Origin of the sequence: Mycoplasma sp. Pen4 (genome assembly GCF_014352955.1) — a bacterium.
Lineage (GTDB): Bacteria > Bacillota_I > Bacilli_A > Mycoplasmatales > Metamycoplasmataceae > Mycoplasmopsis.
This window is the reverse complement of record NZ_CP060691.1, coordinates 255,695-275,780: the sequence shown is the minus strand read 5'-3', so window position 1 is coordinate 275,780 and position 20,086 is coordinate 255,695. Positions and strand designations below refer to the sequence as shown.

At 28.5% G+C, this 20,086-nt stretch carries 18 protein-coding genes and 1 tRNA gene; all 19 read left to right on the top strand.

Annotated elements, in window-relative coordinates:
• The first annotated feature begins 63 nt into the window (after positions 1–63).
• The 19 genes from H9M94_RS00985 to rpsB all read left to right on the top strand — a co-directional run bounded on the left by H9M94_RS00985 (position 64) and on the right by rpsB (position 20,080).
• Positions 64–261 carry a hypothetical protein gene (locus H9M94_RS00985; protein ID WP_187469739.1) on the top strand — a complete coding sequence of 66 codons (198 nt, stop codon included), beginning with the start codon at positions 64–66 and terminating at the stop codon, positions 259–261.
• Between the two features lie 27 nt (positions 262–288).
• A complete protein-coding gene (locus H9M94_RS00980; protein WP_187469738.1) occupies positions 289–510 on the top strand; it encodes a hypothetical protein in 222 nt (73 codons plus the stop codon).
• Positions 511–804 (top strand): leucine-rich repeat protein, encoded by a 294-nt coding sequence (locus tag H9M94_RS03630; RefSeq protein WP_187469849.1) that lies wholly within the window; start codon positions 511–513, stop codon positions 802–804. It abuts the gene before it with no gap.
• 327 nt (positions 805–1,131) lie between these two features.
• Positions 1,132–2,151, top strand: a complete 1,020-nt coding sequence (locus H9M94_RS00970) for a leucine-rich repeat domain-containing protein (protein WP_187469737.1) — start codon at positions 1,132–1,134, stop codon at positions 2,149–2,151.
• A gap of 779 nt (positions 2,152–2,930) precedes the next feature.
• On the top strand, positions 2,931–5,738 hold the full coding sequence (locus tag H9M94_RS00965) for a hypothetical protein (protein WP_187469736.1): 2,808 nt from the start codon (positions 2,931–2,933) through the stop codon (positions 5,736–5,738).
• A gap of 125 nt (positions 5,739–5,863) precedes the next feature.
• Positions 5,864–5,939, top strand: a tRNA-His gene (locus tag H9M94_RS00960).
• Positions 5,940–6,068: 129 nt separating this feature from the next.
• A complete protein-coding gene (locus H9M94_RS00955) occupies positions 6,069–7,910 on the top strand; it encodes an ABC transporter permease (RefSeq protein ID WP_187469735.1) in 1,842 nt (613 codons plus the stop codon).
• Positions 7,907–8,614 (top strand): ABC transporter ATP-binding protein, encoded by a 708-nt coding sequence (locus tag H9M94_RS00950; RefSeq protein WP_370576692.1) that lies wholly within the window; start codon positions 7,907–7,909, stop codon positions 8,612–8,614. Before H9M94_RS00955 ends, H9M94_RS00950 begins: the two co-directional genes overlap by 4 nt.
• Complete coding sequence (locus H9M94_RS00945; protein ID WP_187469733.1) at positions 8,592–9,596, top strand: aromatic motif membrane protein; 1,005 nt, start codon at positions 8,592–8,594, stop codon at positions 9,594–9,596. Before H9M94_RS00950 ends, H9M94_RS00945 begins: the two co-directional genes overlap by 23 nt.
• Positions 9,589–10,584 carry an aromatic motif membrane protein gene (locus H9M94_RS00940; protein WP_187469732.1) on the top strand — a complete coding sequence of 332 codons (996 nt, stop codon included), beginning with the start codon at positions 9,589–9,591 and terminating at the stop codon, positions 10,582–10,584. The genes H9M94_RS00945 and H9M94_RS00940 overlap by 8 nt, the downstream gene beginning before the upstream one ends.
• Positions 10,574–11,518, top strand: a complete 945-nt coding sequence (locus tag H9M94_RS00935; RefSeq protein ID WP_187469731.1) for an aromatic motif membrane protein — start codon at positions 10,574–10,576, stop codon at positions 11,516–11,518. The genes H9M94_RS00940 and H9M94_RS00935 overlap by 11 nt, the downstream gene beginning before the upstream one ends.
• Positions 11,493–12,371 (top strand): hypothetical protein, encoded by an 879-nt coding sequence (locus H9M94_RS00930; RefSeq protein WP_187469730.1) that lies wholly within the window; start codon positions 11,493–11,495, stop codon positions 12,369–12,371. The genes H9M94_RS00935 and H9M94_RS00930 overlap by 26 nt, the downstream gene beginning before the upstream one ends.
• 114 nt (positions 12,372–12,485) lie before the next feature.
• Positions 12,486–12,629, top strand: coding sequence for a hypothetical protein (locus H9M94_RS00925; protein ID WP_187469729.1), 144 nt, complete (start codon positions 12,486–12,488; stop codon positions 12,627–12,629).
• 30 nt (positions 12,630–12,659) lie between these two features.
• Positions 12,660–14,045, top strand: a complete 1,386-nt coding sequence (locus H9M94_RS00920) for an ABC transporter ATP-binding protein (RefSeq protein ID WP_187469728.1) — start codon at positions 12,660–12,662, stop codon at positions 14,043–14,045.
• Complete coding sequence (locus H9M94_RS00915; RefSeq protein ID WP_187469727.1) at positions 14,029–14,862, top strand: ABC transporter permease; 834 nt, start codon at positions 14,029–14,031, stop codon at positions 14,860–14,862. Before H9M94_RS00920 ends, H9M94_RS00915 begins: the two co-directional genes overlap by 17 nt.
• Positions 14,855–15,646, top strand: a complete 792-nt coding sequence (locus H9M94_RS00910) for an ABC transporter permease (protein ID WP_187469726.1) — start codon at positions 14,855–14,857, stop codon at positions 15,644–15,646. The genes H9M94_RS00915 and H9M94_RS00910 overlap by 8 nt, the downstream gene beginning before the upstream one ends.
• Positions 15,647–17,518: 1,872 nt before the next feature.
• Positions 17,519–17,686 (top strand): hypothetical protein, encoded by a 168-nt coding sequence (locus tag H9M94_RS03625; RefSeq protein WP_370576687.1) that lies wholly within the window; start codon positions 17,519–17,521, stop codon positions 17,684–17,686.
• 142 nt (positions 17,687–17,828) lie between these two features.
• On the top strand, positions 17,829–19,013 hold the full coding sequence (gene pgk / locus H9M94_RS00900; RefSeq protein ID WP_187469724.1) for a phosphoglycerate kinase: 1,185 nt from the start codon (positions 17,829–17,831) through the stop codon (positions 19,011–19,013).
• A gap of 254 nt (positions 19,014–19,267) precedes the next feature.
• Entirely contained in the window at positions 19,268–20,080 is an 813-nt protein-coding gene (gene rpsB / locus H9M94_RS00895; protein WP_187469723.1) for a 30S ribosomal protein S2, read from the top strand.
• Positions 20,081–20,086 lie beyond the last annotated feature (6 nt).

Genomic DNA, 20,086 nt, shown 5'->3' with positions numbered 1-20,086 from the left:
TTACTTGACTTATATATATAATGAAGTTACGAATAATTTAAATTAAATAAAAGGAAAAATGTAATGAAATTAAAGCGATTTTTATTGTTGTTTGCAGTTACACCAGCAGTAACTACGACACCAATTTTAGCAGTGATTTATGGTATTAATATTAGGGCAAAAATTGATTTCAAAAAAGAAATAAGAGACTTAAATATTAATGAAGAAACTAAAACAAAAATATTAAATGATAGTAGTGTCTTTTCATTATTATTCAATTAAAAACTACATCCTGAAAAATATATTAAGATGAACGATGATAAAACAGAAATAATTGGTTTTACTAATGATGATGACCTTGAATGATTGTATATTCCAAATGGAGTGGTAAGCATAAATAATGATTTTAATATTCCGAAAATAAAGGAAATCGAAAATATAATCTTTTCAAGTGTCGAAGTTTTAAAAGCTCATTCATTTTTTATAAAATGAATGTTAAAACTTTTTATGCACCAAAACTTAAAGAAATAGATCAAGGAGCATTCGTGGAAGCAAAAATTAACTTATGTAGATTTTCCTGAGTTAGAAAGAATAAGTGATAGTGCATTCAAAGATTCAACCCTCAAATCAATCAACGCTCCAAAACTAAAAGAAATAGGTGATTCTTCATTTATAGGTGCAAAATTAACGTACGTAGATTTCCATGAATTAGAAAAAATAGGCAACAATGCATTTTATAATTCATCATTCGAATCAATCAACGTCCCAAAATTAAAATATATAGAATTAAATCCTTTTAGCCGGACTCCTAATGAAGAAAATTAAATGAACAATTTAAAGATGTAATAAGAATATAATCAAAATAATTAAAACGGCAATATTAAAATCAACAAATACATTAAGTGTGTTCTTGGTTTGTTTTTATAGATATTTTCATTTATTATGTTTGCATAAATTAATGGGTATATAAATGATTATTGTATAAACATTTATTTTAATATCTTTTAAGACTTTTAACTTTATGTAAATTTTTGATTGTGCAATAGCAAACTTCCATATATGTGCTCTAATTACCAGATTTATTTATATATTAATATATAAATATATAATTTAGTTATAAGTAATTGAAATGAAAAATAGGAGGAAAAGATAATGCAATTAAAAGACGAAGAAATAAATGAAAGTATTGTGTTGAAACCAACGATAAATGAATTTAAAGAAGAAATAAGAAATTTAAATATTAGTAGTGAAATAAAGTCAATCATTTTAAATGATGATGAAATATTGTCACTATTATTTGATCAAAAAATACATCCAGAGAAATATATCTTAATGAATGAAACAAAAACAACAATGGAAGGTTTTGTTGATGATGCTGATCTTGAATGATTATATATTCCTGACAATATCAAACGCATTTGATTTTATAAAAAAGAAAATTCAAATGCATCAAAGAAGAATGGTAATTTTTCAACTAAAACACGTAAAAAAGAAATCAAAAGATTAATTATTACAGCTGTAGATTGACTTGACGATTACGCTTTTTGTAGTAATTATATTTTTGGTGAAATATATGCACCAAAAGTTACATTCATAGACGATTATATTTTTTATAAAGGGAACATAAAACACATTGATCTACCTAAATTAACTTTTATATCAGAAAGTGCATTTGAGAGCTCAACTCTTGAAACAATCAATGCACCTAAGGTTTCTGAAATATTTATTGACGCATTTGTGAAATCAAAAATCACTCATATAGACTTTCCGGAGATAGAAGAAATAGAAGGTGGTGTATTTAGGAGGTCAAAACTTAGGTCAATCAATGCACCAAAGCTTAAAGAAATTGGCGGTTGAACATTTGAAGAAACAAAATTAAAACATGTAAATCTCCCAGAATTAGAAATCATTGGTCCGGGTGCATTTGAAAAAACACCACTTGAATTAGTTAATGCACCAAAATTAAAAATCATTGAATCAGAAGCATTCAAAAGGACCAAATTAAAACATGTAAATTTTCCTAAATTAGAGAGAATCGAAGAAGAGGCTTTCGCAGATTCTTCATTGAAGTCTATTAATGCACCGTCATTATTAATTCTTAAACCAAATGCTTTTGAAGGAACTCGGAACAAAGAAACGCTACTAGAAAAATTTAAATCAATACAAAAGTAGATTATAGGTATAAACATACAAACCAAGCTAACAAATTGAAATGTTTCTTGGTTTGTTTTTTAGTTTGTTATTCTTTTTCTTATAAATTTTCATATGAAAATTCGTCTCTAAAGTTGTTTATATCTACCCTGTTGATGTTATGGTATTTGAGTGGAAAATACATCAACTTTTTATGATTATTATTTGAAGGAATGATGTTTTTTCATATACAATAATTACCCCGGGGTATTTTACATTAGAAGAGATTTTAGACCAAAATAACTTCTTGTAATTTTCCATATATTAAATGAATTTATGGAAACATAAAATGAATGTTGATTTTATATATAAATGTAAATTTTGATTTTCAATAGTTTGAATATTCTGGGAGATGTTCTTACAATCTATACTATTGCATAAAATATTCACATTAATTTGTTTAATTATTTGTAGTTAGAATTTCAAATAATTATTGAATAACAAAAAAGATTGAAAAATAGTAATATTTTTTAATAATTTTGCATTTTTTAGAAAAAACAAGAAAAACAACGCGTCAAATAAAAGTTAATGTTTTTGAAGTTATCAAACTACCTAAAAATTCATTTTGGGTTGATTTAGTTTACTTTTGATAAAAGTTTTTTTGCTGAAAAATAAAAATTTAAAGCAAAAAACCATATTTACAAAGATTATTTTGGTGCTATTAATCTTTTAACAAAAAGGCAAAAATGTGGAAACTTTTCCAAGTCAGATTGTAAAAACTTTATAATTAAATTAGTAATAAAAAAGCGGGAGGACAACATATGAAATTAAAAAAATTACTAACAAAATCACTGGTACTACTTGGTTCATCAACTGCGATTTTTGGTATTGTTTCATGTAAAATGGAAACTGATAAAAATAATACTAAACAGCAGGATCCAAAAACTGAATTAATAGATACTCCAGAAAAAGATAAAAAAACTGAAACTACAAGTTCAGAATTAGATCAACTCAGACAAGAAATCACTCAAGATGTTAAAGAAATTAAACAATTTGCAAAAGAATTTCAAATTGTAATTCAATACTATGAATTAAAACTTCAAAAAGGTGAAGAATTACCTAAAAACATAACCGTTGAACTTTTAAATCAATATAAAAATCAAGAATCATCATTTGCTTTAGTAGCAAACGTTGATGAAAGTTTAGTAGGAAGTATAAGTGATTTAAATCAATTAAAATCACTTAAAACAGCTTTCATACAATCAAAAGGTCAAATTCCAACAATCAAAAGTTTATTTTTCCCAGGAGATATCGAAGTTAAGGATATAGATTTAGAAGCACTTAAGAAGTCTATCTCAGACAAACAACCTGAAACAGAGTTGAATAATAGAGGTGATAACTCTACACCACAACCAAAACCAACACCAGGTTCAACTGGTGAAGATACAACTCCATCTACTCCTAAAAACGATGATGAAGAAACTGTTACACAAAATACAGTTTTTGCATTAAATCCAGAAATAAAATTTAATACTGTTCGTGAAATGTATGACCATGCAACTTCACAATATAATGATTTAATAACCGAACACGGTGTAATCTTGCAATATTACAAAAAATCAAAAGCATTTAGCATCCTTAGAAGTGGTGGAAAAAACATAGTTTTAAACTTCGCAGATGGTTTTGATATCGACAGAATCCAAACTGTAAAAGATAAAAGCACTTTATACATTAAAAGTAGTTTAAATATTGACACTAAAACACTTAGTGTAACATACAAACTAAAAGATAGTGATGAAGAGCATACAGAAACATTTACTATCCCTTCAGACGAGACACCAACACCTCAACCAGGGACAACAGACAACTCAAATGAAGAGACAAATACAGATCCAGTTGCACCTCAGCCAACACCTGATCTTGAAATAAATGTCGAGAATCAAGGAGATGCTTTTACACTTGATTCTGATATCACATTTGATGCTTTAAAAGCAATGTATAAAAAAGCGATTCAAAAGTACTCAAATTTAATGGAAGAAAAAGGAGTGCTATTCCAATACTATAAAACCTCTCGTGCATTTAGTATTTTAAAGAGCGGGGGTAGAACAACTGTTTTACGTTATAAAGATGGTTTTAATCCTGATGATATGGTTCTTGTCGAAGACAGAGGAACCTTATACATAAAAGGAACCTTCTATGAAGCAAATAAAACATTTGTTATTAAATATAATTTAAAAAATGATGATAAAGAATACACTCAAGTATTTAAATTATCTGATGATACTTCTGCTTCAGGTGATTCAAGTAATTCTGGTGATAATGAAACAGGAACAAATACTACAACTGAACCACAACCACAACCTGAACCAGAGGCACCAACAGATGGTAATACAGGTTCATCAAATGAAGAAAATGTTGAAGTAGTTCCAAATACATCAGAAAATCTTTTAACTTCATTAGCTGAGTTAAACCTTGCAAATGAATATTTAATCAAAACAACACATAAAACCGCATATGTTCGTCCACCATTTGGTGCACAATTCACTGTTAATGCACTTGGAAGCGGTTCTGCAACAATTACAACAATCTTTGATCACTTAGATAGTCCAGGTGCTAAGTCATCTAAAAATGTTAAAGAACCTGCTGTAAGTAGAAATGAAGGATTACCAATAGCTTCAGGTGCTGGCCAAGGCGCACAAGAATTTAGTGAATTTATGGCTTTACCTAATGTTGCGGCACATTATCAAGGTATTTCTAATCCAAAAAACTTAACAATTTTTGGTGGGGATACAAATATAAAAACTAAAAACTTCTATTTACAAAATTATTTTGAACCATATTTTAAAGCGGTTATTACACAACCGAAAACCGAGTTAAAAACATCTCTTAATACAAAAGGCGGATACTCTGAAATGTATGACAAAATGTTTTATGCAAATAAAGCAAGTGATACATTTATGGTTATTGATGATAAAGTTAATCCATTATTAGAATTTAAATATGATATCTATCGTGTATTTATGGATGGACTTGTAAGTGAAGAACTTAAAAATCACCCAAGCTACAGTGGTGGTACAAGTTCAAATAATGCAGTATCTGCAAGAATTCGTTCACGTTTATCTGATCATGCACCAGTTTTCACAGATGTTGCAATTAATAGTGCAAACTTCAATAATCCAAATTTAGATATGCTTACAAATAGTAAAAACGCAAAATCACTTCGTATAGCTCACTGAAATATTCTTAATTTTGGAACTACAAATCCAAGAGAAAACATTGCTGATAAATATGCATTTAAATATATGGGTATTGCAGCAGTGGCTAAAGCGAAAGGTTTTGACATCATTGGTCTTACAGAAGTTAATGAAGGTGCACAAAACAATGTTGAATATATTGTTCAAGAATTAAACAGATTATATGGAAGAAATGTTTGAAGATCTCTTATTACATCACCAGGAAGCATGTTGCACAATAATCAATATGCATTCCTTTCAAATGGTGGTAAAGAAGAAACTGCAATTTTATATAACTCAGAACTCGTTTCACCAACACAATTCACAACCGGAAATGTAACTGAATTATTTAAAGGTGAAATACCAGCGATTAAACCTGTTTTACCAGGAAGTTAGTAATAAATTTCATATTGCAAATCTCAACAATTATTTGTTGGGATTTTTCTTGCTCTTTGCAATAGAATTTTTAAAAAATATTTGTAATTTTGCTAAATATATATTATAATAACTACATAAATATGGCGAATGTGGTGAAGTGGTTAACACAGCGGGTTGTGGTCCCGTCATTCGCGGGTTCGAATCCCGTCATTCGCCCCATATCATTACGAACTGTTAACGCAGTTCGTTTTGTTTTATTTTTTTTATTTTTATATTACTAAAAAGTAATTTGTGTAATATAATATTACTGTATAGTAATTTAATAAACAATAAAAAAGAAGGAGAACAATGAAAACAAGTTTAATTTATTCAAACTTTGTTTTTAAACTTTTATTCAAGAAAAAAAGTAGTTGAGTCTTACCACTGATTCTTATTATTATGGGTTTAGGACTAACTACAACATTCGCGATAGTTAATATATCTGAAAAAATAAGTTATTTTGTTATGTATGCCATTGTCTTTGTACAATTGTTATTAACAATAATCTTTGCCGGATTAAAGAGTTTAAATATATACAAAGATTTGGAAGATGATGGAATAGAAATTTTAACTTATGCCAAACCATTATCACGTAAACAAATTTTCACAGGTAAATTAATAAGCTTCATCAACTATGGTCTGATTTGAAGTTTAATTATTATGTTAGTAAACTTAGTTTTAGCTATAACACTTAAGTTAAATTCATACTTGATAGCAATAACATTAGTAAGTTTTGTAACATTCATATTTGCTTATTTAATCTTTGGTTCAATCACATCATTAATAGCATATAAAACAAACCAAAAAATAGCATTAACTTTACCTATTACAGTATTTACTCCATTATTAATCGGGGGTGTTGCATTTGCAAGTCAAAGCACTTCAACTGTTAATAATATGGGATATTACTTAAATTTAAAAAACAAACAAATACCAGCTGGTAACCAAGCAAATTTAGAAGGTTTCTATTTAAATAATAAAGAAGATAAACTATTCTTAATTCCAAATGGTTATGATGCACAAAACTTGAGTGAAAATCAAGATGCATACATTAATAAAGCATATGATATTTCTAAAAACTCAGCACTAGGATGACAAGCATATTCATGATTAGTGACACCATATCAAATGTTAGATATATTTAACTTTGAAAACAAAAACATTATCAATGCATTTACTAAGGAAGATGAAAGTAACCTTAATAAATACATTTATTACAATAACCAAGATTCTAGTTTATACAACTACGAGGTAGTCAAAAACAAATTCTTAAAAGAACGCACAATTGCAACTAGAAATAAAACGGTTTGAAGTGCAAGAAAAGGATATATTGTTCCATCTGCACTTAAAAACCAATCTGTTATTAATTTCCAAAATCAAAATAATACAGATATTATTTATGCTCGTGAAAAAGCAGATAACATTGATATCGAATTCCCAGAAGATAAATTTATTTTCTCAATTGAAAAGAACTTAATCGGTAGATTAAAATGAAACAATATTAAAGAATTATTAGGATCAAAAAGTTTCAACTACTTGGCTTCAAACATTTTCAAGGATCTTTATGAACAAAAACATCAATTTGAAAACTTAGTTGAAATGAAGCCAAAAAGATTAAAAGATGAACTTTTAACACTTATCCAAAGTCAAATTGATGATAAAGATTCTGAATTCAATAAATTAATTGATGAACAAGTCTCAGTATTACGTAGTGATGCATTTGAAAACAAAATCATTGCATCAGAACAAGAAAGACAAATTTATTTAGTAACAGCTTTAATTTACTACTTATACTTCACATTTAATGATTCAAAAATTCAAGATGCAATCTTAATTGATGAAAACTCACTTTATGAACAAGACAACTATGCTCCGTCACAGTTTACATTTAGATTTGGTGAATACAACTACAACATAGGTGGCTATGCATCATATCATGTAAAACAACAAGTTGTAGATAATAAAGTTAAAATGCGTTTTGATCTAGTAAAAAGTGATAATTACTTATTCTCCACTGTAGATGATTTTGCAGTAGTTTCAAGAGAAAAAAGAATTGTAAACAAAAACTATTACATCTTAATTTGAGGATTATTATCAGTTATGTTGTTAATTGCAAATAACTATTTATACATTAAAAAGGACTATAAATAATGAATATTTTAGAAGTAAAAAACCTTGAAAAAATTTATCGTGATAAAAAGCAAGAAAGAGGAATTTTTAACCTTAATTTTGAAGTCAAAAAAGGTTCATTCCACGCTTTTATCGGGGAAAATGGAGCAGGTAAAACTACAACAATTAAATCAATTATTTCTGCGTATTCAAATTATGATGGTTCAATTATCATTAATGGAATCGATAATAAAAACCCCTTAGCTAAAGCAAAATTGGGTTATGTTCCAGAATATGCTAACTTTGCAAAAGAATTAACAACATATCAATATTTATATAACTTGGCGTTGCTTAATGGTTTAAGCAAAAAAGAAGCAAAAGCAAAAATCGAACAATTACTAGAAAAATTTGACATCACAGATTTAAAGAATTCACACCCATACTCATTTTCATCAGGACAAAAGAAAAAGGTTTTATTAATTCAAGCATTAGTTAATGAACCTGAATTACTTATTCTTGATGAACCAGCAGCAAACTTAGATCCTACTGCAAGATATCAACTATTCCAAATCTTAAAAGAACTAAATAAACAAGGTACAACAATTTTCATTAGTTCTCACGTTTTAAGCGAGATCGATCAATATGTTGATTCATTTACCCTTATCCACAAGGGAAAAATAATTGCAAGCGGTAAAAAAGAAGAATCACTAGAAAAAGTATTTTATGAAAAAGTTATTAAGAAATAAAATTCTTTTCTTAGCTTTACCGCTTTCTTTAATGGCAGTTGCAACATCATGCCAAATAAAACAAGACTACACACCCCAATTCAAAACAAACAAAGAAATCACACATAATGAATTAATGATGCAAAAGATTTTAGATGACGATACATCACTTTCTGAAAAGCAAAGAGAAGTATATGTTAATGAACAAAACAAAATTGATAATAGCTTAATTACAGAACTTAAAGCAGCATTAATTCTTGGTAACTTGTTAAATACAGATGTAATTGAAAATGCATCTGGTTCTAAAAAAACACAAGTAATACAAGCACATAGCAAAATTAAACAAACATTAAGTGAAAATTGATATTGATTTTTAAATCATTTAACTAATGCAAGATTTATGTTAAACCCATATGGTGACAGTTATGATGACCAAGATGAAACAGAAAACAATCCTGCAACTATTAAATACTTTGATTATGCAAATGAACATTTAAAAAACTATATTTTACTTTTAGATAATCCTAAAATTCAAGATTTCAAGGTTACAAAGTTAAATAATTTATCAGCCGATATACACACTGATAAGAAAATGATTTACATTAAATTAAATGATCGTTATTGCTTAATGCTAGTTAGATTCGATCAACCAGATAAAGCATCAACATACTTACTTCTTCCCGATGTTTTTGATTTCAAGAACTTAAATATGAGTTTTGAAAATTTTGTAGAAATGATGCAAGGTAAAATTGAAGAAATTAGATTATCACAAATTAATAAAGAAATCGATTATTTCTCCAGCTCATTTAGAGAAGAAGGTGTTTCAGAAGAGGAACATAAGAGACAAATTTCAGAAAGAATTTATAAGCAACAAAATGATGAAAAATTATTTTCATTACACCAACAAAAGAATTACAATGAAGTTTTCAAATTAATAATGGATGACATAAATAAAAAAGAGATTAAATTATTAAGATACACATGAGGTTACATATATGATTAAGAAACTTTTATTACTTTGTACTAGTGCAATTGGTACAACTTTCCCAATTATTGCAACATCATGTGCAAATTACACTGCTAAAGATGAATTTAATAATTTAATCGAACGAGACAAAATCATTTCACTTGATACTACTTCACAAACAAAAAAGATTCATAATGATATTATTGAGAAAATTCTGAATTTAGTTTATAAAAACAACACAGAAGAAAAGCAAAAATATTTAATAGCTCAAAAAGAAAACAAAGATCAAATCCTAAAAGAATTTCAAGAAATAACAAAAGAGTACCACGAAAAATACAGCAAAATTGATGACTACATTAAAGAAATTAATGATATTAGAAATATCTGATGAGCCTTTAGTTCGGCAGAAAAAGTAGAAAAAAATAAAAGAATTCAATTTTTAAACGAGCAAATTGCATTACTTAAACAAGAACAAACAATGCCTGCAATTGAATATGTAAAACAATATCGTGATTTCTTTTATAAAAACTGATATTTTATTCTTAATAATTTAAATTTATTTCAATTCACATTCATTGATTGAGTTAGAAACCCGATATTTACTAGCTCAAAATTATCAGATGATTATTTAAATAGATTAAAAGAATTAAAACCATATCCAGTTCTAAGATTTGCAGATACCTATATTGATGAAATGAAAATCGGTGATGAATCATCCGAATTGTCAAATAGTGACATTTATTACTTACGTAAAGGTAAATTGGTTTTTAGAATCCAAATTACTTATTCAACCGAAATTCCAGTAGTTAAATTAGAACCAATCAATATTTATTTTGGTGGTTCAATTACAAATAATATTTCACTTAATTTACTTTCATCATCTATTCATAGTGGTTTTATTCATGACTATGAGGTAGGTTTAATACAATTTGAACGTGATATGGTTAATAAATTAGGATATAAAGAACCTACATTTGTATTTCCATTTGTAGAAATTAAGAAAGGAGAAGCTAATGGCAATTAAAAAAACAATGAAAAAAGTCTTAGTTGGCGTTGGTTTCTCCTATGCAGCACTTGGAATCGGTGCAATTATTGCATCACAATTAAAAACAAACAATCATACAACTCCAACAGATTTTAATTTTGAAATAAATAATGAAACAGAAGAACATAAAGTTTCAAATCAATGAAAAAACTTTCTTAATCAGAGTGCAATCTCACAAATTTTAAATGATGTTTTTCCCAATGAATATGATCGTAGAAAATACATCAAATCACAAATGGAATTAGGCGAAAAATATTTATCAGAAGTACAAAATGCATATCGTTATACTAATAACATCTCTCAATCTCTAGTAAACTCAAGAATGTTTTGAAATCGTAGATTACCTTTTACAGTTAAGCATGGTAATGAAGTTATTGATACTTTAACATCACAGAACTGACTATGATTTTTATTCAACATTAGTAAATTTAACTTAATCCAAGATAACGAAGAAGATCTTTCAACTCATACCACAGGTGAATTTGATAGATTAAACTTAGTACACAATACCCTTTACAACCCGTTTCAAAATATTGATTCTAATACTTTTATCGATAGTTTTAAATCGATAAGCACTGATGGTGAAACTAATTACTATTTATTAACAAAAGATGGTTTTATCATCCTGCTTACTAATGGTAGTAGATATGATTACGAAACAAATGGATATGTAGCAGTCCAAAAGATTAATACATATTTCCATAGTTTTCCAAAAATACTTAAAGCAAGTAATATAAATGATGTTTTTGATCTTAGAAAATACGGAGATCTATTTGCTACCTTGGGGCTAGATACATCTAGAACTACAGAAACAACAAAAATTTTATTTATTGATAATTTAGGTGGGACTAGATTACGTTACACACCTGTTTATGTAAATGATAAAAATGAAAAAGATATGAAAAACAATTAGTTTCTTAGGTTTAGGTAGTTTATCTTTTATTCCTATGTCAATGATTGTTTCGTGTCAAAACGAAACTACCGAACAAGGGTTTAAAAAGTCTCAATATCGTGAAGAAAACATCACACTTCTTAAAAGATTATTTAATGAAAATGGAGTTAAATTAACTCAAACACAAGAAGACAACTTAAATAAAATTCAAAAACCAAATGATTTAATTGAATTATTTGATCAAATTAATGCTAATAATGAAAAAATAGATGAAGCTTATAAGAATAAGAAACCTGAATATCAAGAATTACTCAACAAACAAAGAGAACTCTTATCTGACAATATTCTAGTCGTATTTAAATACTTATTCTTCTTTAGAAGAGAGTTCCTTGACTATTTCCTACTCACAGATAATACTGATAGTAAAAATGGCAAACCATTTCATACTGCAAACTACTTACATTTAGCAATTGGAAATGTGCCGTCTTCTACTGAATCAAGCACAATAAGAACACATGTGCACACAATTTATCGTACTGGACCTATATTTTTTGATGGTTCCTTCCGTATAGATAACTACACCAAAGAAGCAGTAGTTGATAAGCAAAACCCAAATCAAAAACTTTTATACATTATCAGTGGTAAAACTGTTTTTATGCTAGAAATTATTAATAATAGAGTGTTTTTAAACCCGGTTTTAATTGATTTTCAAAATGGTAGAATCAATAAAGTCAAAGCCGACGAAGTTGATGCATTTTTAAACAAAAATAAAAATGACTTAACTCAAGACGATATTAGAATGTACGAAGAAAGATTTACAATTCAACCTGGTGTTTCATATCCAAATTTAGCACTTCTTTTCGGTGCAAAATAACCCAAAAAATCACTTGGGTTATTTTTTTATTTTATGACGTTAAAATTTAACTTTTATATTTATATAAATATAAAATTTGTTATTTATTTTATTTTCCATTGTTATAATTTATGCATGAAAAATAAAGCGATATCAATTCAAATTATTCCGATTAAAAATGTAATGATTACATTTTGCGATATTAGCTATCCTTCAATGCAATATCAAGTCGAAGAATACTCAGAAAATTTATATGATAGAGTCTCCGTTAATCTTTAATGTTTATTAAAAATGAAAGGAGAAATATTTATGGCTATTAAAAAGAAAATAAACAAAAATCAACAACCAGTCATTGAATTATGTGACGTTGTTAAAGAATTCCAAGATAAAACAGTTTTACACAGCATTAATCTTGCAATTACACGTGGTGAGTTTGTAACATTACTTGGTCCATCTGGTTCAGGAAAAACAACTATCCTTAGACTTATTGGTGGTTTTGAATGAGCAACACGTGGTGAAATTAAATTTGATGGTTATGACATCAAAGACTTAGAACCTTATAAAAGAAATGTATCAACAATTTTCCAAGATTATGCTTTATTTCCACACTTAAATGTCGAAGGTAACATCGCTTATGGTCTAAAACTTAAGAGAGTTCCTCGTGAAATTATTAATGACAAATACTATGACTTATTAAAGCGCAAAACAGCTCAATGAGAAGCTAAATCTGCCGCTAAAATGAAACAACTTGATGAAATTCAAGAAAAATATGAACAAGAATTAACAGAATTAAAAGAAGGTACATACCAATACCGTAAACGTCAATCATGACTTGATGATTCTGACTTTAAATATTCATATTGAGAAAACTACGTTAATTTAAAAATTGAAGCGTTTAAAAATAAATACTTCAAACGTAAAATGACAAAACAAGAATTACAAGAAAGAATTGACAAAATCATTGATATTGTTGGTTTAACAGGAAACGCAACAAAAAGTATTAATGAGCTTTCAGGAGGGATGAAGCAACGTGTTGCACTTGCTAGATCACTTGTTATTGAACCTGAAATTTTACTTTTAGATGAACCTTTATCAGCACTTGATGCCAAAATTAGACAAAGAATGCAAATTCTTTTAAGACAAGTGCAACAAGAATTAGGTTTAACATTCATCTTCGTTACACACGATCAAAATGAAGCACTTGAATTATCAGACCGTATCGCAGTTATGCGTGATGGTAGAATCGAACAATACGACACACCTAAAAACATTTATGACTATCCTGTAAACATTTGAGTAGCTAAATTCATTGGTGATTCAAATATCTTTGATGCTAAGTTCACAAAGAGTGGAAAAGTTAAGTTATTAGGAAAAGAATTCAAAACAGTTCATGATCCTGAAGAATTTGAAAAGAACGAAGTACTTGATTGTTTAATTCGTCCTGAAGATATCGATATTAATGCAAATCCATCAACAACATCAGATAAAATTTCTGGACACATTGTTGATATTTCATACCGTGGTAGTTATTACTACATTAAAGTTGAAATTAACGATGATGAATATATTTACGTTGAAACTGCTAAGAAATTTGATTTAGATGAAAAAGTTTACTTAAGTTGAACTATTGATTCAATTCACTTAATGAAAAAAGACGCTAAGTGAGATTATTCAAATAATGATTTCCAAAATTAGACAAAGAATCAACTTAGATAAAAAAGTTTCATTATTAATTCCATATTTAATCATCGCAATCTTATTAATAGTACTGCCTGTATTATTAATTGTTATCTCAGCCTTTGCAGTCAAAGGCGTTGAATTTGATCCTTGATCATTAGTAAAATCAACCAATACATGATCAATTATTGGACGTAGTTTATGAGTGGGGTTAGTATCATCATTTTTATGTTTATTAATCGCTTTCCCTTATGCTTATTTTATCTCTATGTCTAAGTCAAAAGTGTTTAGAATCTATGCACTTTCACTTATTATTTCACCAATGGCAATTTTCACAATTGCTCGTATTTATTCATTAAAAGCTTTATTTTTAACTATGTTTGCTGCAAAAGACTTAAATAATGAATTATTTATCATTATTGGTCTTACTTATCTAAACTTACCATTAATGGTTATGCCGCTTTATACAGTTTTTAAAGACATGCCAAAAAATATTATTGAAGCAAGTAATGATTTAGGTTACAACAACGCACAAACAATTTTCAAAGTAATCATTCCTTATGGGACAAAAGCAATTTTATCTGGTTTTGCAATGATCTTCCTTGCAAGTGCAACAACATTCGTTGTTTCAACAAAATTATTACCAGATGCATCACAAAATCAACTTATTGGTGATGTAATTAACTCTAAAATTAACCCAGGAAACAAATTTGATTTAAGTGTTGGTTCATCACTTGTTATTGTTGTTTCTGCAATCTTTATTAGTATTTATGCTTTTGTTTTATTTATTCCACGCTTAATTTTCAAAATGAAGAGAGGTGCACATTATGAGTAGACTTTCATCATTTTTAAGAAAATCATATATTTATATTATTCTTGCTATTGTTTATATTCCATTAATTACAGCAGCAGTTTTATCTTTTAATACTCCTACACCAAAGGGACAAGCAAGAACTGCGTGGGATAAATTTACATGAGAAAACTGAGCAGGTTTATTCCAAAACGAACGTGATCAAGCACTTGTTACAACAATTTTACTTGCTATTATTGTAAGTTTCTTAGTTTGTGTGCTTAGCTTAATCACTGTTTATGCTTTATATAGGCAAAAAAATAGAACAGTTAGAGCAGTTGTTTCATCAACATCTAACATTCCATTAATCAACCCAGACAACATTACAGCCATTGGTTTAGTTTTAGTATTTGGATTATTCTTTGGAGTAGTACAAACAAACGAAGAAGGTTTTGGGCGTGTGGTAATCGCTCACACAATTATGGCGCTACCTTATGGTATTTCATTAATGTTGCCTAGAAGTGAGAAGTTCAATAGCAACTTCCTTGAGGCTTCACAAGATTTAGGATATTCAAAAATTAGATCATGATTTAAAACTTATTTAGTTTACATGATTCCATCAATCATTATGACTGTTGTAGTTTCTAGTGTTTTAAGTTTTGATGACTTCATCATTACAAGAAATGTTTCTAACACACAAACATTAGGAACAAAACTTTATGAAGGTTCATTCGAACCATGAGCTCTTGTTTTAGGAACTATTGTGCTTAGTTTAACAATAGTTGCAAACATTATTTATACAATTGTTAAGAAAAAGAAGGGCAACTAATGAGAAAGTTTCTTAGAAACTTATCAATAGCAGCTCTTTCAATTACAACAGTCGGGCTTTTAGCAACAACAATTGCTTATAAAGCAACACACCCATACAAATTACCATTTTTCAACTTCAAATCATATATGTCTGAAGATAACAGAAGTAAAATGGAACAAGAATTTAATTACAAACAATTCAACGAAATTAGTGAATTTGAAAATGCTTTAATTAATAATAAAGCTGCAGCGGGTATCGGTACCGATTTCCTTGCTGCTAACTTAGTTAAAAAAGGTAGACTTCAAAAAATCGATTATGCTACTTTATTTGACATGCCAGAATTAGAACATAATCAAGAACTTAAAGAAACAATGGTTAAATTAGTTTTACGTAAAGAAGTTTGAGATCATATGGCAAGTTATGATGAAGTGCTTAAAACTGATTATGATGGTAAAGAAATTAATGCGCATTTATGAGAATACTTCTTCCCATACTATTCTCAAGATACTGTTATTGCTTACAACATTCACAAAAACCCAATTAGTAAAGAAAAAAGCACAGAAGACGGAAGCATTAATTTAGATCACTACAAAAATAATCCAGAATTTAATGGTGATGGCGGTGTTAGAACATTTATTAATGTACTAAAAATACTACACGATAATGGTTTTGATAATTGAATCATTACTGATGCCATTCGTGATAATATGCTTTATGGTTCATCTTATTGACTTCTTGCAAATGGTTCAAGAACATCTGATGAGTTTACTGGTGAAGTCACAAATGATACTTATAAAAAACTTATTGATAGTTTTAAGTCTTTAATCAAAGATGGAACCGGTTTTGATGTTACAAATGCTAAAAATATTTCATTTGAAGGTGATGGTTTAGAACTTTTAAATAATTTCATCGATCATAGACGTGATGATTTAAATGCATCTATTATGTATAATGGTGATGCAATCGATGCATATTATGGATCTGATAACTTTAGTGAAAACAATAAAGTTGAAGATGGTGAAATTAGAGTTATTAAACCTAAACAAAATTTACTACTTGTAGATGGTTTTGTGCTTTCAAGTCAAAATACTGATGCTGATAATAAATTATTTGTCAAAGCAGCTAGAAATAGTTTCTTAAATAACTTTATTGCCTTAAATAAAGAGATAAACGACTTTAATACGCAACATGCAATCTCTGGTGTTTCAGGCTTAACCGATGTAAATAAAAAGTTATTTAATGAATTTGTAATTTCAAATGTTTGAAAAGATTTAAGATTTAAATCATTTGATTCATTAGCCGAAGTTGAAGAAAACGAGACAAATGATCAATTAAAAGAAAGTTTTGTTGAGAAGTATACAAACTTAACCAATTTATCTACAGCACAGAATAAAAAGTATTTTGATGAATATTATCAAGCAATAGCTGATCATGAAAAATACCTTGATGGTAAAATGGATCAAGATGTTGATATTGATACTAGAATTAACATTTATCCAAAAATCATTAAAGATTATTTAGAAAACAATTTTGCTGATTTAATCCAAAAATTAACAAATGTACTAGAGAACTCGGAATATGATTTCGAATTCAAGAATAGCAACGAACTAGAATTTGAAATTAGTGTTTTAGAACAAATTTTCAAAGATAATTTTGATGATCTTAAGAAATACATTGCAGATAATGAAATTCAAACAAACGAAGATAAAGCAGATTTTGTTGCTACTTTCATCGCACGTAAAATTTCATATCTTGATTTAAGTGATGATGACTTAAATGAAGGTTATGGTCAATTAACAAACTTTAACTATGTTAACTATGTACCAACACAAGATATTATTTATTTATTAATTTTACGTAATTACTTTGCTGATGCTTTAGAAGGTCAAGATGCTAATGTTATTGATATTTTTGAAATCAATAATGACAAAAACACCATACACAAAGCATTATTACCAATTAATGATCAACTTTCTACTGATGCATCAGTTTACTATTACACACAAACAAAAAGCTAAGACAATTGCCGTAAGGCAATTGTTTTTATCTATGTGCTAGTGGTATTAGTAAAATAATAGCACCTTTCAACACACCAAGATTTTCAACATGATTAATCTCGCAAATAATATATGTTTATTTTGATAAACTATGCAATAAAAGTCTTTATAATTTAAATACTTAAATTACAAAAAGGAGTAGTATGAAAAAAACAATTAACGATTTACAATTAAACGATAAAAAAGTTTTAGTTAGAGTTGATTTTAACGTTCCTGTTAAAGATGGTGTAATTTCATCAAACAAAAGAATTGTTGCAGCATTACCAACAATTAACAAAATTATTAATGATGGTGGAAAAGCAATCTTATTCTCACACTTAGGAAGAATTAAAACAACAGAAGATTTAGCATCAAAAAGCTTACGTCCAGTAGCAGTTGAATTAGCTAGATTATTACAAAGACCAGTTATCTTTGTTCCAGAAACAAGAGGATCACTTTTAGAAAATGCAGTTGCAAATATGCAACCTGGTGATGTTTTATTAGTTGAAAACACACGTTTTGAAGACTTAAACGATAAAGCAGAAAGCAAAAACAACCCAGAATTAGGTGCTTACTGAGCATCTCTTGGCGATGTGTTTATTAATGATGCTTTCGGAACAGCACATAGAGCACACGCTTCAAACGTAGGTATTTCTGCAAACATTAAAGAATCAGCACTTGGTTACTTAATGGAAAAAGAAGTTAACTCATTAAACAAAGTTATCACAAACCCAGAGCATCCATATGTAGCAATTATCGGTGGTGCTAAAGTTTCAGATAAAATTCAAGTTATTGAAAACTTAGTAAAAATCGCAGATAAAATCATTATTGGTGGTGCTATGGCTTACACATTTATGGCAGCCAAAGGTGAAACAACAGGTACATCACTTGTTGAAAAAGATTACATTGAATTAGCAAAAGAATTCTTAGCTAAATATGCAGACAAAGTTGTATTACCAATTGACCATGCATGTGCTAAAGGATTTGAAGATGTTGAACCTTCAATTCAAGAAGGAAACATTCAAGATGGATGAATGGGACTTGACATTGGACCTAAGTCAATTGAATTAATTCAAAAAACATTAGAAAATGCTAAAACAGTAGTATGAAACGGGCCTATGGGAGTGGCTGAATTCGTTAACTTCCAAAAAGGTACATTAGCAGTTTGTGAATCAGTTGCTAAATTAAAAGGAGCATACACAGTTGTAGGTGGTGGGGACTCAGTTGCTGCCGTTGAAAAACTTGGTATGGAAGATAAATTTACACACGTTTCAACAGGTGGTGGGGCAAGTTTAGAATTGCTTCAAGGATTAGAATTACCTGCTGTTGCAGCTGTACAAGATAAATAATTTTTTATGGAAATCTAATCATTTTGTGGTTAGATTTTTTCATTTTGACGGCATCGAAGTTTTTGAATAAAAAATTTTGATTTTATTGCTTTTTATATAAAATAGATATAAGAGTTATTTTTAAGCAGTTAAAAGTAATACTCTTAGATCTGTAAATTAAATTACAGTAATCATGGATTCGCTTGGGTGTGCTAATAATAGTGCTAGGCGTTAGAAGTGATTATGAAGAAAAAACAAACTAAAGGAAAAATAAAATGACAAATACAACAGAAAACAAAAAAGAAGTTAAAACTTCTACAAGAGAAGCTAAAACTCCAATTGTTCCAAAATCAAAATTATTAGAAGCTGGAGCTTACTTCGGACACAAAACACACTTATGAAACCCTAAAATGAAAGAATACATCGTTCCAAACAAACGTAACAAGGGTTCACACATCATTGACATTACAAAAACACAAAAATTCTTAGAATACGCTTACTCATTAGTAAACACATTAGCATCTAAGAATGCACAATTCATCTTTGTTGGTACAAAGAAACAAGCTCGTGATGCTGTTAAAGAAGCAGCTGAAAGAACAGGTTCATTATACGTAACAGAAAGATGATTAGGTGGTACATTAACAAACAACGCTACAATTATGTCGCGTGTTGCTAAAATGAACGAATTAGAAGCTAAAGCAGCTAAAAACTTTGTTGGATACACAAAGAAAGAAGCTTTAAACTTCCAAAAAGAATTAGAAAAATTACACAAAAACTTAGATGGTATCCGTAACATGAACCGTTTACCACAAGTTATGATCGTTGCAGATCCAAACGAAGACGAAATCGCAGTTAAAGAAGCAAGAAGAAAGAAAATCAAAGTTATTGGTATTTTAGATACAAACGCTAACCCAGATTTACTTGACTTCGGAATCCCTGCAAACGATGACTCAGCTAAATCAATCGCTTTAATTATGACAGTATTAGCTGATGCTATTGTTAAAGCAAAAGGTGGGGAAGCTAAATTTGCTTACCAAGACGAAGAAAAAATCGTTTTACCTACATTCGCTAAAGAAAGAAACAACTAATAATCT